General features: G+C 73.2%; 11 protein-coding genes. 5 read left to right on the forward strand and 6 right to left on the reverse strand.

The window, feature by feature from the left end; genetic code table 11:
* Window positions 1-157: 157 nt before the first annotated feature.
* Complete coding sequence (locus ABZ851_RS34000) at window positions 158-595, reverse strand: subtilase-type protease inhibitor (protein ID WP_361136068.1); 438 nt, start codon at window positions 593-595, stop codon at window positions 158-160.
* A gap of 370 nt (window positions 596-965) precedes the next feature.
* Complete coding sequence (locus tag ABZ851_RS34005) at window positions 966-1,649, reverse strand: TetR family transcriptional regulator (protein ID WP_361136071.1); 684 nt, start codon at window positions 1,647-1,649, stop codon at window positions 966-968.
* 187 nt (window positions 1,650-1,836) lie between these two features.
* Between ABZ851_RS34005 and ABZ851_RS34010 the strand changes: the two genes are divergently transcribed.
* Complete coding sequence (locus tag ABZ851_RS34010; protein ID WP_361136074.1) at window positions 1,837-2,607, forward strand: SDR family oxidoreductase; 771 nt, start codon at window positions 1,837-1,839, stop codon at window positions 2,605-2,607.
* A gap of 168 nt (window positions 2,608-2,775) precedes the next feature.
* Here ABZ851_RS34010 and ABZ851_RS34015 read toward each other — a convergent pair whose 3' ends face one another.
* Window positions 2,776-3,573 carry an alpha/beta fold hydrolase gene (locus ABZ851_RS34015; RefSeq protein ID WP_361136077.1) on the reverse strand — a complete coding sequence of 266 codons (798 nt, stop codon included), beginning with the start codon at window positions 3,571-3,573 and terminating at the stop codon, window positions 2,776-2,778.
* Window positions 3,570-4,760, reverse strand: coding sequence for an MFS transporter (locus ABZ851_RS34020; RefSeq protein WP_361136080.1), 1,191 nt, complete (start codon window positions 4,758-4,760; stop codon window positions 3,570-3,572). Before ABZ851_RS34020 ends, ABZ851_RS34015 begins: the two co-directional genes overlap by 4 nt.
* 72 nt (window positions 4,761-4,832) lie before the next feature.
* Here ABZ851_RS34020 and ABZ851_RS34025 point away from each other — a divergent pair, with 72 nt between their 5' ends.
* On the forward strand, window positions 4,833-5,591 hold the full coding sequence (locus ABZ851_RS34025) for a DeoR/GlpR family DNA-binding transcription regulator (protein WP_361136083.1): 759 nt from the start codon (window positions 4,833-4,835) through the stop codon (window positions 5,589-5,591).
* 98 nt (window positions 5,592-5,689) lie between these two features.
* On the opposite strand, the gene ABZ851_RS34030 is transcribed toward ABZ851_RS34025, so the two are convergent.
* On the reverse strand, window positions 5,690-5,905 hold the full coding sequence (locus ABZ851_RS34030; RefSeq protein WP_361136086.1) for a tautomerase family protein: 216 nt from the start codon (window positions 5,903-5,905) through the stop codon (window positions 5,690-5,692).
* Between the two features lie 357 nt (window positions 5,906-6,262).
* Between ABZ851_RS34030 and dnaE the strand changes: the two genes are divergently transcribed.
* Together dnaE and ABZ851_RS34040 are read left to right on the forward strand one after the other, a co-directional pair.
* Entirely contained in the window at window positions 6,263-9,886 is a 3,624-nt protein-coding gene (gene dnaE, locus ABZ851_RS34035) for a DNA polymerase III subunit alpha (RefSeq protein WP_361136089.1), read from the forward strand.
* Window positions 9,883-11,010, forward strand: a complete 1,128-nt coding sequence (locus tag ABZ851_RS34040) for a helix-hairpin-helix domain-containing protein (RefSeq protein WP_361136092.1) — start codon at window positions 9,883-9,885, stop codon at window positions 11,008-11,010. Before dnaE ends, ABZ851_RS34040 begins: the two co-directional genes overlap by 4 nt.
* A gap of 32 nt (window positions 11,011-11,042) precedes the next feature.
* On the opposite strand, the gene ABZ851_RS34045 is transcribed toward ABZ851_RS34040, so the two are convergent.
* Complete coding sequence (locus ABZ851_RS34045) at window positions 11,043-11,699, reverse strand: pyridoxamine 5'-phosphate oxidase family protein (RefSeq protein ID WP_361136172.1); 657 nt, start codon at window positions 11,697-11,699, stop codon at window positions 11,043-11,045.
* 341 nt (window positions 11,700-12,040) lie between these two features.
* On the opposite strand from ABZ851_RS34045, the gene ABZ851_RS34050 reads away from it, so the two are divergent.
* Window positions 12,041-12,892, forward strand: coding sequence for an alpha/beta fold hydrolase (locus tag ABZ851_RS34050; protein ID WP_361136095.1), 852 nt, complete (start codon window positions 12,041-12,043; stop codon window positions 12,890-12,892).
* The last annotated feature ends 37 nt before the right edge of the window (window positions 12,893-12,929 follow it).

The following is a 12,929-nucleotide window of genomic DNA, read 5'->3' on the forward strand; positions in this document are numbered from 1 at the left end:
CGGCACCGCTCCTGGCGCGCGGCACCGGCTCCCGGATGCTTCGGCTTCCGGGGGCGGGCGCCGGCCCCGGTGCCCGCCGCACACGACGATCCCCGGGCACCACCCTCCGGTGCCCGGGGATCTAGAAGCAGCTCAGCCGAGCTCAGATCGGATCGGCTCAGAACTCGAAGACCACGTCGCTGTCGCTGCGCATCGCACAGGCGTTGGCGAAGGTGTAGCTGTACGAGACCCGCTTGCCCTGCCACACGCCGTCCGCGGTGACCACGACGGGGTTCCACTCCCTGGTGCACAGGCGCTCCGAGGGGGCGCCGGTTATCGCGTTGAAGTCACCGGCCACCGCCCGCAGCTGGGCGCAGGCGGCCTTCGGGTCGGGGTGGCTGCCCCTGGCCCCGGGCATACAGCTGAGCGTCACGGCGCGCTGCACCGTGGCGGTCGCACGGCTTTCGCCCTGGCCCACCGTCAGCACCAGTTCCGTCGGGGCGTACAGGCCACCGGTCCGCGACGGCTGCGCCGGTGCGGCGGCCTGTGCGGTGGTGGCGAGCGTGCCCAGGACCAGTGCCGCGCCGAGCGCGACCGCCCCAGTGATGTACCGCATGACGAACACTCCCTTGCTCGAAGGTGCAGATACCGGACGGGAGTCTGGCCCAACCGCACCCCGAAAGCATCTTGAGCGGGCATAAGGCGATCGCTTTGAGTCATTAGGCGAAAGCTGAGAGTAATGGCGCGAATGTAACCGGAGGCGGTGCGGGTCGCCCGGGGGAAAGGCGGGCTCGGCCAGTGCGGATGGTGTGCCGGTCATGCCCCTGGCAAAGGTCCCCCGCACCCGGAAGGGAGGGATCCGGCCGCCGACCGGCCGTTCGGGCGGGTTTCGATCTCCGGCGATTGGCCGAAGAGGGGGGCCTGAGGCACCCTCCGTGTCGCCCGGCGCGCCCGCTGAGGTAAGAACCGGCCACCGCCGGCTCGGCTTACCGGGCCGGCGGTCGGTGTTCCCGGTCGTGCGCCCCGTCGAGCTGCGGCAGCCCGGCCGTCAGCGCCCGCAGGCACCGCACCACCAGCTTGCCGGGCCCCCGCGGGCCGTCCGGCGCCCCGTCCCCCGCCGCCCACTCCTCCACCGCGATCCGCATCGCGGTGTTCGCGGCGGCCGCGGCCAGCCGTACCTCCAGCCCTCCCGCGCCGGTCAGCCGCGCCAGGAGCGGTACCAGCGCCTCCTCGGCATCGTGGTGGACCCGGTGCCAGACCGCGCGCAGCGCGGGATCGTCCGGCATCGCCCGCAGCAGCCCGCGGGTCCAGCGCAGCGCCTCCGCGGCCGGTTCGTCGGCGGGGGTCAGCGACCGGCGGGCCGACCGCTCCAGCACCTCGCGTACGGGTGGTGCGCCCGGCCCGGCCGGTGCGGCGGCGAGCTCGTCGGTCCACTGCCGCACCCCGTCGGCGAGCAGCGGCCGCACCGCCTCCTCCTTGGTGCGGAAGTAGCGGTAGAAGGTGCGCAGCGCGACTCCCGAGGCGCGTGCGATGTCGTCGGCGGTGACGGCGGTGCCGCGCTCGGCGAAGAGCGCCGCCGCGGTACGGGCGATCTCCAGCTGGGTCTCGGCCTTGCGCCGTTCGGTGAGCGAGGTGCGGGGTGGCGGGGCCGGGAGGGGTGGGGTCGGCATGGCGTCAGCCTACGGAACTCCGCGCCGTAGTGGCACGTAACGTGAGATTGGCACGACGTGCCAGGCAGACGTACTGTGCCACTGCGCCGACGTGCCGGCGCACCAGCACACCAGCGCACGAGCGCACCAACGCATCACCGCATCACCGCGCCAACGCACCAACGCACATCGAGAACGGAACCGGACCATGAACCGCTTTGACGGCCGCCGCACCCTGATCACCGGAGCCGGCTCGGGCATCGGCCGGGCCACCGTCCACCGGATCCTCGCCGAGGGCGGCCGGGTGGTGGCGGCGGACATCGACGCGGCAGGACTGCGGGCCACCGCCGACCGTGCGGCCGCGGACGGCGTCGCCGGACGGCTGGAGACCACGGTGCTGGACATCGCCGACGAGGCGGCGGTCCGCGCCGCCGTCCCCGCCGCGGTGGCCGGCCTCGGCGGCCTGGACGTCCTGGTCAACGCGGCCGGCATCCTGCGCGCCTCGCACACCCACGAGACCGCCCTGGCCGACTTCCAGCAGGTCATCTCGATCAACCTGACCGGCACGTTCCTGATGATCCGCGAGTCGCTGCCCGCGCTCCTGGAAGGCCGCGCGCCGGTCGTGGTCAACTTCAGCTCCACCTCCGCCGCGTTCGCGCACCCGTACATGTCGGCGTACGCGGCGAGCAAGGGCGGCATCCAGTCCATGACGCACGCCATCGCGAGCGAGTACGGCAAGCAGGGGCTGCGCGCGGTCTGCGTGGCGCCCGGCTCCATCGCCAGCGGCATGACCAGCGGCGGCGTCCCCGGCCTGCCCGAGGACGCCGATACGAGCCTGTTCGACAAGCTCACCCCGGCCCTCGGCGAGGGCTTCGCCGGCCCGGAAACGGTCGCGGGCGTCATCGCGATGCTCGCCTCACAGGACGGCGCGTTCATCACCGGCACGGAGATCCGGATCGACGGCGGCACGCATATGTGAGCCAGGGGGCGGCAGGCGGGCTCCGGTGGCCGGGCCGTCAGGCCGACTGCGCGACCTCGGTGAGGGGGACTGTCTCCGGCCTCGGCTCTGCGAGGGGCACCGGATTTCAGTGCCTCGGGGTTCGTGCATGGGGCCGTGCGCGGCATTGACCAGGGCCTCGGTGGCCCCTCAGCCCAGCCGGGGCGGCGGCAACGTGCCCTCATAGGGCGTCCCCCGCAGGACGGCGGTGACGAAGTGGCCGCGGGGGACGGGGTGGTCGGCGAACCATGACCCGAGTCGGTGGTCGGCTCCGGGGTGGACGAAGCGGGTGAAGTGTGCGGGCGAGGTGCCCAGGGCGGCGGCGATGGCTTCGGTGACCGCTGGGGGGATCACCGCGTCGTTGGCCGGTGTGACGAGTACTGCCCGGGTGGACAGGGAGCGGAAGACCTCGAAGGCGGGGGAGGTGCGCCAGTTCCCGGGTGTGCGGATGATCTCGGTGAAGCCCGCGCCGAAGGGGACGGCCCAGGCGTCGGCCGCGTAGACCGCCGGGGCGCACAGTCCGATGGACGCCACGCGCGAGCCGTAGTGTGCGGCGAGGTCGGCGACGGTCTGCCCGCTCATGCTGAATCCGATCAGCGCCAGGCCGGCATCGGCGGGGACGCAGTGGTCGATCATGGTGCGGGCCTGGCGGAACCGGCGTTGCAGGCTCAGCTCCCGGAGCTGACCGGTGCTGTTGCCGTGCCCGGAGAAGTCGCAGGCGAGAGCGTGGTGTCCGCGGGCGGCGAAGTCGGTCAGCAGCGCGGTGTGACGGGCTTTGTCACTGGTGCCCGCGCCGTGCAGGACCACCGTCGTGAGGGGGGTGCGGGGGCTCGTGGGTGTCCGCTGCAGCGGCTCGGCTGCCGTGCAACTGAGGGTTTCGCCGTCGCAGTCGATGGTGAACGGCCGGAGTGTTTCGTGGTGCGGACTCCTGTGGCCGGTACCGGTCATACGGCCTTGGCCTCCAGGAGAGCAGGGGTGTGACGGGCGGGCCGGACGATGCCGGCCGTGGCGGCGGCGATGACACAGCACAACACGGGAAGGAAGAAGGTGAGGTTGAGGGGCAGGAGGTGGGTCAGCGGTCCGATGACGGCGGGCCCGGCGAGCATGCCGAGGTAGCCGAGGCCGGCGACGCGGGAGACGTAGGTGCCGGCGGTGCCCTGATCGGTATGGCCCGCCGCGCTGAGGAGTTGGGGCACGCATCCCGAGAGCCCGGCCCCGAACACGGCCCAACCGGCCAGCGCTACGGGGATCCAGGGGGAGAGGGCCGCCGCGCTCAGACCGAGTGCGGCGACGGAGGCGCCGTGGCGGAGGAGGGCCACCGGGCCGAAGCGCGCGGCCACCCGGTCGGCAAGCAGACGGCCGAGGGTCATGGAGGTGGCGAAGGAGCCGTAGGCGAGTGCGGCGGTGGCGGCGGGCGCGTCCAGGACATGGCGCAGGTGGAGTGCGCTCCAGTCGTTGGCCACGCCTTCGCACAGCATGATCATCAGTGCCAGGGCGGCCAGTGCCCAGATGTGGCGGGGCGTCTTGCGCGGGGCGTGCGCGGCAGGGCCGGCGGCGTCCACGGGGTGGCGGGCGCCGGTGGGGCGCAGCAGCGCGGGGGCTGCGAGTGCGGCGACGGCCAGGCCGGCGAGCGCCACCGCGCCGAGGGTTGTCACCGGGCTCAGGTTCCAGGTGAGCGTGCGTGCGCCGGCCAGCGAGGCAAGGACCCCGCCGATGGAGAAGGCCGCGTGGAAGGCGGACATGACGGGCCGCCGGTAACCGTGCTCGACCTGGACGGCATGGGCGTTCATGCTGACGTCCAGACAGCCGTTGCCGACGCCGAGCACGAGGAGTGCCGCCCCCAGCGTCCAGGCGTTCGCGGCCAGGCCGGGCAGCACGACCGCGGCACTGCACAGTGCCGCACTGAGCGGTACGACCGTACGGGACCCGAAACGGTCGGTGAGCGGGCCGGTGGCCTGCATGCCCGCGAACGCTCCCGCACCGAGCAGCAGCAGGAGCCAGCCGAGCACGGCATGGCTGATGCCTGCGCGGTGCTCGATACCAGGGATGTGGACGATCCACATCCCCATGAGGAAGCCGTTCAGGGCGAAGTACGCGAAGGTGGCCAGTCGGCCGGCTCGAAGGTATCTATCCACGCTTCGAACATAACGAACATAATCCGGTGGCGAAAGGTTGAGTTTCAAACGCGACGAATGTTCAATTGGGGGATGGGTAGCGCAGATCGACTGAGGCAGATCACCGAGGCCGTACGGGAGGCGGGCCGCATCGGCGTCGCGGAACTGGCGGCGCTCACCGGCGCATCGGAAATGACCATCCGCCGAGACCTCGAAGCCCTTGCGGACCAAGGCGTGTTGGAGCGCTACCGCGGAGGGGCCAGGAGCCTGCTGCTGCGGGGCGAGGAGCCGCCCTTCGCGCTGCGGGCGCAGGAAGGGGCGGACGTCAAACGGCGCATCGCCGCCGAGGTCGCGGGCCTGATCGCCGACGGGGAGTCCGTCGTCCTCGACAGCGGCACCACCTGCCTCGAGGTGGCTCGTGCGCTGGAGCGCCGCCGTCTGACCGTCGCGCCCCTCTCCCTGCATGCGGTGAACGCGCTGTCCGGAGCCCCGGAGGTGACCCTGCTGGTGCCCGGTGGCCGCCCACGAGCGGGGGAGCTGGCGCTCACCGGTTCGCTGACCCAGGCCTCGCTGGCCGCGCTGCGCTTCGACACCGCCGTCATCGGCTGCTGCGGACTCACCGCGGCGGACGGCCTGACCGCCTACGACCTGGACGACGCGGCGGTCAAGCGCGCGGCGATCGCCTCCGCTCGCCGCGTCATCGCCGTCACGGAGTCCGCGAAGCTGTCCCGCACCGCACTCGCCTTCGTCGCGCCCGCCGCCGCGCTGCACGCTCTGGTGACCGACGAAGCCGCCCCGGAGGACGAGACCGGCGCGATCGCGGCCGCCGGCGTCACCGTACGGAAGGTGTGATCACGCGCGGGGCACCATGCTTGTCCCAGGCCGACGCCCACGACAGGGCTTCGGTGTGCCGCGTACCGTGCTCTTCGGCCAGGCGGATGCCGCCTCGGCTAACCGGCCCTCTTGGCCTGGACGTCTTCGGCCGTCATGGCCTGACCGCCGATCGCCCATGCGCCGCTGGGCGTTTCGGTGACCACGACATGTGTCACCGGTCGCAGTGCCTCGCCTTCGATGGCGATCAACGCCTCGGAGACCTCTTCGACCATCTTCTGCTTCTCTTCGGGGGTGAAGACCCCTGCGATCACCTTGATGTCGACGAAGGGCATCGGATACCTCCCACGTGATGGTGAGATCCGGCCGCCATGCCGCTGATTTCCGCGGAGCCGTGACGCTGATGACGTCAACGGCTGCTTGTGCAGGCATGTTTCTACCAGTGTCGCAGATCGACTCCGGTGGCGTGCGGGAGCGCGGGCCCCTGCGCTCCGCCGGGCGTCACGCCCGCCCCGTTTCGAACCGGCTCCCCCGCCCGGGCGCGGTCGCTCCTCGCCGCACTTACGGGTGCCGGCGACCCCGGGGCGCATGTTCGTACGAATGTTCGATGGGCGGGTTATGGTGGAGGGGAGGAACGAGAGACACGAGAGATGCAAGGTCAGCCGGGGGCGGGTGAGGTGCAGGAGGTGCGGATGTCCGGGTTCACGCATCTGCACACCGCTTCGGGGTTCTCCCTGCGCTATGGCGCCTCCCATCCGGAGCGGCTGGCCGAGCGGGCCGCCGAACGCGGGATGGATGCCCTCGCGCTGACCGACCGGGACGGGCTCTCCGGGGCCGTACGGTTCGCCAAGGCCGCCGCCGAGGCCGGAATCCGTCCGCTGTTCGGTACCGAGCTCGCCGTGGCGGAGTACGAGGCGGGCCCCGTCGGCACCGCTACCGCGCGGCGGCGCACCCCGGTGCGCGGCGGCGCCTTCCTCGACGAGTCCGCCGCCCGCGCCGTCTTCCTGGCCCGTGACGGAGCGGCCGGCTGGGCCGCCCTGTGCCGGCTGGTCTCCGCCGCCCACGCCGGCCGGGCCGAGCGGCCCGTCCTCCCGTGGAGCGCCCTGGAATCCGCCACGGGCGGGCTGACCGTGCTGCTCGGGCCGGACTCCGAGGTCGGCCGGGCGCTGTCCGCCGGCCGCCCGGACCGCGCCGCCCGGCTCCTGGCCCCCTGGCGCGAGCTGTACGGCGAGGCGCTGTGCCTGGAGGTCGTCGACCACGGGCGGCCCGGCAGCGGCCCCGGCTCCCCGCGGCTGGCCGCCCGCACCCTCGGCTTCGCCGTCGACCAGGGCGTCCGCGCCGTCCTGACCAACGCGGTCCGCTATGCCGACCCCGGTCAGGGGCCGGTCGCCGACGTCCTGGACTCCGCCCGCCGCCTGGTGCCGGTGGACCGGCACCGGCCGGAGTCCTGGGACAGCGGCGAGCGCTGGCTCAAGGACGCCGCCACCATGCGCCACGCCGCCGAGCGGATCGCCGAGGCGGCCGGATTCCGGCGCGGCCTGGCCCACCGGCTGCTCACCATGACCGAGGAGACCGCCGGTGCGTGTCTGGTCGACCCGCAGGACGACATCGGGCTCGGCCGGGTCCACTTCCCCGAGCCCCGGCTGGTCGGGGCCGGCCACCGCACCGCCGCCCGGGTGCTGCGCTCGCGCTGCGCTGCCGGGATGGTGCTGCGCGGCTACGACCGCGACCGCGGGCGCTGGGCGCGGCTGGACGACGAGCTGCGCACGATCGAACGGCTCGGCTACCCCTCGTACTTCCTGACGGTTGCTCAAGTGGTGGATGACGTAAGGGAGATGGGCATCCGGGTCGCGGCCCGCGGGTCCGGCGCCGGGTCCCTGGTCAACCACCTCCTCGGCATCGCCCACGCCGATCCGGTCGCACACGGGCTGCTGATGGAGCGCTTCTTGTCCGAGCGCCGGGCGGCGCTGCCGGATATCGATATCGACGTCGAGTCCGCCCGCCGGCTGGAGGTCTACCGCGCGATCTTCGACCGCTTCGGCGCGGAGCGGGTCGCGACCGTCTCGATGCCGGAGACCTACCGCGTACGGCACGCCGTACGGGATGTGGGCGCCGCCCTGGGCATGGACCCGGCGCAGGTGGACCGCCTGGCCAAGGCCTTCCCGCACATCCGCGCCCGCGACGCACGGGCGGCGCTGGCCGAGCTGCCGGAGCTGCGCGGGGTGCGGGAGGCCGGCGACGAGCGGCTGTGGCAGCTGGTCGAGGCGCTGGACGCGCTGCCGCGCGGGATCGCCATGCACCCGTGCGGGGTGCTGCTCTCCGACGCCACGCTGCTGGACCGCACGCCCGTCGTGCCCACCAGCACCGAGGTCCCGCACGCCGGGGGCGGGGAAGCCGGGCCGCCCGCCGCGTCCCCGCTCGCCATGTCCCAGTTCGACAAGGAGGACGTGGAGGACCTGGGGCTGCTCAAGCTCGATGTGCTGGGCGTACGGATGCAGTCCGCGATGGCGCATGCGGTCGCCGAGATCGGCCGGGCCACCGGGCGCCGGATCGACCTCGACGACCCCGCGCAGGTGCCGCCCGGTGACCGGGCGACCTACGACCTGATCCGCTCGACCGAGACGCTCGGCTGCTTCCAGATCGAGTCGCCGGGCCAGCGCGACCTGGTCGGCAGGCTGCAGCCCGCCACCTTCCACGATCTGGTCGTCGACATCTCCCTCTTCCGGCCTGGGCCGGTCGCCGCCGATATGGTGCGGCCCTTCATCGAGGCCCGGCGCGGCCGCAGGACGGTCCGCTATCCGCACCCGGATTTGGCGGAACCGCTGCGCGAGACCTACGGGGTGGTGGTGTTCCACGAGCAGGTCATCGAGCTGCTGCGGATCATGACGGGCTGCGCCCGGGACGAGGCGGACGAGAAGCGGCGCGCCCTGTCGCACCCCGAGCTGCAGGGCCGGCTCCGCGCCTGGTTCGCCCGCTGCGCCGAGCGGCGCGGCTATCCGCCCGACGTCATCGCGCGCACCTGGGAGATCGTCGAGGCCTTCGGCTCGTACGGCTTCTGCAAGGCGCATGCGGTGGCCTTCGCGGTGCCCACCTACCAGTCCGCCTGGCTCAAGGCGCACCACCCCGCGGCCTTTTACGCCGGGCTGCTCACCCATGACCCCGGGATGTACCCGAAGCGGCTGCTGCTCGCGGACGCGCGGCGGCGCGGGGTGCCGGTACTGCCGCTGGACGTGAACCGGTCGGCGGTCACTCACCGGATCGAACTGGTGTCCGGGCCGGAGGGATCCCGGGACGCGGTCTGGGGCCTGCGGCTCGCGTTCCGCGATGTGCACGGGATGAGCGAGGCCGAGGCGCGGCGGATCGCGGCCGGGCAGCCCTACCACTCCCTCCAGGACCTGTGGCAGCGGGCCAGGCCGAGCCGCCCGGTGGCCGAACGCCTCGCCCGGGTCGGCGCGTTGGACGCCTTCGGCGCGAACCGGCGGGATCTGCTGCTGTACCTCGCCGAGCTGCACCGCCACGGACGGCAGGCGTCCGGCGGTCAGCTGGCGCTGCCGTCCGGGGCCCTGGACGGCGCGGGCGCACAGCGGGCGGCACCGGCCGATCAGGTCGAGCCGGCGGGGCTGCCCGACCTCAGCGATGTCGAACGGCTCAGCGCCGAGCTGGGCGTCCTCGGCATGGACACCTCCCGCCATCTGATGGCCGACCACCGGGATTTCCTCGCCGAGCTGGGCGCGCTGCCGGCCCGGCTGCTGCGCGATGCCCGGCACGGCGAGACGGTGCTGGTCGCCGGGGCCAAGGCGGCCACCCAGACGCCGCCGATCCGCTCCGGCCGCCGGGTCATCTTCACCACCCTCGACGACAGCACGGGCCTGGTCGACTGCGCCTTCTTCGACGACTCCCACGAGGCGTGTGCGCACACCGTCTTCCACTCCTGGCTGCTGCTGGTGCGCGGTACGGTCCAGCGGCGCGGGCCGCGCAGCCTCAGCGTGGTCGGCGCCGCCGCCTGGAACCTCGCCGAACTGGCCGAACTCCGCCGCGAGGGCGGGCTGGAGGCGGTCGCCGCCCGCCTCGCGACGGGACCGGAGAAGCCGGAGGGGCAGCACGAGCCGGCGACCGGGGTGGACGACGGGCGGGACGGGCCGGGGGAGGGGCACGGGCCGGGCCGGGAGTCCGCGCCGGCCGACGCCGCCCCGGGCCGCACCATCCGGCTGGAGACCGGCTATGAGCTGCACCCGTGGGCCGATCTCCAGCCCGCGGGCGAACGCGCCGCCACCGGACGCAAGTTGTGGCACTCCAGCCCCGGGAGCGCGGGATGACCCCCGCGCCGAGGCCGCCCGCCGCACCGCCGGGCCCGCCCACCGCACCGACGGAGCCGTCCGGCGCCCCGCGGCAGCCGGGCATGCTCCACATACGCTTCCGGGCCGCCGACGACACCCCCGTGAGCGCCGGAGAGTTCGAGCAACTGCTGCGGCTCCTCGCGCAGTTCACCCCGGTGATCGAGGCGCTGCCGCCGGACGCCGCGCTGGCGGATGTGCGCGGTGCGCTGCGCTACTTCGACCGGGACGCGGCAGGCATCGCCGAACTGGTGCGGCTGCGCGCGCTGGCCTGGCACGGCGTACGGTGCACGATCGGGATCGGCGCCAACCCGCTGCTCGCCCGGATGGCGGCGCAGACGGCGGCACCGGGGGAGATCCGGGCCGTCCCCGAGGACACCGGGGCCGTCGCCGCCTTCCTCGACCGCCGCCCGGCCTCGGCGCTGCACGGCGTCGGCCCGGCCACCGCCCGCGCCCTGTGCGCGTACGGGCTCGACAGCGTGGGCCGGATCGCCGCCGCACCGCCCGCGACCCTGCAGCGGATCCTCGGCGCGAAGACCGGCCGCCTCGTGTACGAGCGGGCCCGCGGCATCGACCCGACGCCGGTGACGCCCAACGCCGCGGCCCGCTCGATGGGCGCGGAACACCGCTTCGCCCACGACGAACTGGACCCGGCCAGACGCCGCCGCGCACTGCTCTCGCTCGCCGACGACCTCGGTGCCCGGATGCGCGCGAGCGGGCAGGTGGCCCGTGCGCTCACCCTCACCGTCCGCTACGCCGACCGCTCCACCACGACCCGCACCCGGCGGCTGGACGGGCCGACCGCCCACGGGCCCGCGCTGACCGGGACGGCCTATGCGCTGCACGCCGCGCTCGGGCTGCAGCGGGCGCGGGTACGGTCCGTGGCGCTGCGCGCGGAGGGCCTGTGCCCTGCCGAACTCGCCGCGCGGCAGCTGACCTTCGACCCCTCCGACGACAAGGCGCACCGCATCGAGGCGGCCGTCGACCGGGCCAGGGCGCGCTTCGGTACCGGGAGCGTACGCCCCGCGGCAACCCTCGGCCCGCACGGCCGTACGCCCCCGTCCCCGGGCACCAAGCCCCTCGGCCCCGGGGGCGTCCGGCCGTAGAAGGCATCTGTCCGAGGATGCGCCCCGGTGCCTCAGCCGTAGAGCTTCTTCGCGTACTCCGGGCCGTAGTGCCGCTCCAGTTCCTCCAGCGGCATGTCCGGGAGCTCGACGCCCTTGACGATCCGGGCCCGCGAGGGCAGGGCGTCGGGCTGCCAGGTCTCCGGATTCCACAGCTCCGAGCGCAGGAACGCCTTGGAGCAGTGGTAGAAGACCTCCTCGACCTCCACCAGCAGCGCCAGCCGCGGGCGGTTGCCCTTCATGACCAGCTCGTCGAAGAACGGGGCGTCGCGCAGCAGCCGGGCGCGGCCGTTGATCCGCAGGGTGTCACCGCGCCCCGGGAGGAAGTAGTCCAGCCCGACATGCGGGTTGCCGAGGATGTTGCGCATGCCGTCCAGGCGCTTGTTGCCGGGGCGGTCCGGGATCACCAGGGTGGTGTCGTCCAGGACATGGGTGAAGCCCGCCGGGTCGCCCTTGGGCGAGACATCGCACCGGCCCTGCGCATCCGCGGTGGCGATCACGCAGAACGGTGAGCGGGCCAGCCACCGCCGGTCCAGGTCGTGCAGCCGGTGGCGGGTCTTGTTCGCCGCATGGGAGCTGGGCTCGCCGATCAGCTCGCGCAGTTCCCCCTCCGACGAGACCTCCACCATGCCGGTCGGATCCGCTGTCCCCGCCGTCTCCATCGGTGTCATCGGTGTCATCGGTGTCCCCTCATGCCCTTCGTACCGCGGTCACTGGTCAAGGCGCTGTCGGCTGTGATGTCACTGGTCAAGGCATTACTGACTGTACGGGACGGCTCCTGTCCCCGGCGGCCGTCCCGTACGGAACCGGGTACCGGTACACCGCCGGCGCGCCGCGTCCCGGACGTCCGGTGAGGGTCGTGTGTGGCTTCCTTCACCGTCGCACCGCTGGCACTCCGTGCTTACCCAGCCGTAACTTACTTGCCAGTCAACTGCGTTGGCCCTTGCGATCCGGATCGCGTGAACGGCTCACCGAGCACTTCGGAGTCCCCTCACCCCGCAAGGAGCATCGTATGAAGCTGCGCTGGTCAAGAACGCTCACCCTCCTCCCCGCCCTCGCGCTGGCCCTCGGTCTCACCACCACCCCCGCCGCCGCTGACGCCCCCACCGTCCGCAGCGGCTGGAACGACTACTCCTGCAAGCCCTCCGCCGACCACCCGCGGCCGGTGGTCCTGGTGCACGGCACCCTGGGCAATGCCATCGACAACTGGCTCGGTCTCGCGCCCTACTTGGTGGCCCGCGGCTACTGCGTCTTCTCCCTGGACTACGGGCAGCTGCCCGGCGTCCCGTTCTTCCACGGGCTGGGCCCGGTCGACGCCTCGGCCCAGCAGCTCGCCGACTACGTCGACCGGGTGCTGGCCGCCACCGGCACCTCGAAGGCCGATATCGTCGGCCACTCGCAGGGCGGCATGATGCCGCGGGTCTACATGAAGTTCCACGGTGGCGCGGAGAAGGTGAACGCGCTGGTCGGGCTGGCCCCCGACAACCACGGCACCGACCTGGACGGGCTGACCCGCCTGCTGCCCTACTTCCCCGGTGCCAAGCAGTACCTCGACAAGGCGACCCCGGGGCTGTCCGACCAGATCGTCGGCTCGGACATCCTCAACCGCCTCAACGAGGGCGGCGACACCGTGCCCGGGGTGCACTACACGGTGATCGCGACCAGGTACGACGAGGTCGTCACCCCCTACCGGACGCAGTTCCTGAGCGGCCCCGACGTGCACAACGTCGTGCTCCAGGACCTGTGCGCCGTCGACCTCTCCGAGCATGTGGCCATCGGGCTCGCCGACCGCGTCGCCTTCCACGAGACGGCCAATGCCCTCGACCCGGCGCACGCCACCCCGACCACCTGCGTGTCGGGCTGACCGGGAGCGGGTGCGGCCCACCGCCCGTAGGGGTGGT

Origin of the sequence: Streptomyces sp. NPDC047049, from assembly GCF_040643995.1 — a bacterium.
Taxonomy (GTDB): Bacteria; Actinomycetota; Actinomycetes; order Streptomycetales; family Streptomycetaceae; genus Streptomyces; species Streptomyces mooreae.

Bases quoted from the DNA above. Each gene is read 5' to 3' on its own strand.
- ABZ851_RS34000 (WP_361136068.1), bottom strand. From the start codon at position 595: ATGCGGTACATCACTGGGGCGGTCGCGCTCGGCGCGGCACTGGTCCTG.
- ABZ851_RS34005 (WP_361136071.1), bottom strand. From the start codon at position 1,649: ATGCCGACCCCACCCCTCCCGGCCCCGCCACCCCGCACCTCGCTCACC.
- ABZ851_RS34010 (WP_361136074.1), top strand. From the start codon at position 1,837: ATGAACCGCTTTGACGGCCGCCGCACCCTGATCACCGGAGCCGGCTCG.
- ABZ851_RS34015 (WP_361136077.1), bottom strand. From the start codon at position 3,573: ATGACCGGTACCGGCCACAGGAGTCCGCACCACGAAACACTCCGGCCG.
- ABZ851_RS34025 (WP_361136083.1), top strand. From the start codon at position 4,833: ATGGGTAGCGCAGATCGACTGAGGCAGATCACCGAGGCCGTACGGGAG.
- ABZ851_RS34030 (WP_361136086.1), bottom strand. From the start codon at position 5,905: ATGCCCTTCGTCGACATCAAGGTGATCGCAGGGGTCTTCACCCCCGAA.
- dnaE (WP_361136089.1), top strand. From the start codon at position 6,263: ATGTCCGGGTTCACGCATCTGCACACCGCTTCGGGGTTCTCCCTGCGC.
- ABZ851_RS34040 (WP_361136092.1), top strand. From the start codon at position 9,883: ATGACCCCCGCGCCGAGGCCGCCCGCCGCACCGCCGGGCCCGCCCACC.
- ABZ851_RS34045 (WP_361136172.1), bottom strand. From the start codon at position 11,699: ATGACACCGATGGAGACGGCGGGGACAGCGGATCCGACCGGCATGGTG.
- ABZ851_RS34050 (WP_361136095.1), top strand. From the start codon at position 12,041: ATGAAGCTGCGCTGGTCAAGAACGCTCACCCTCCTCCCCGCCCTCGCG.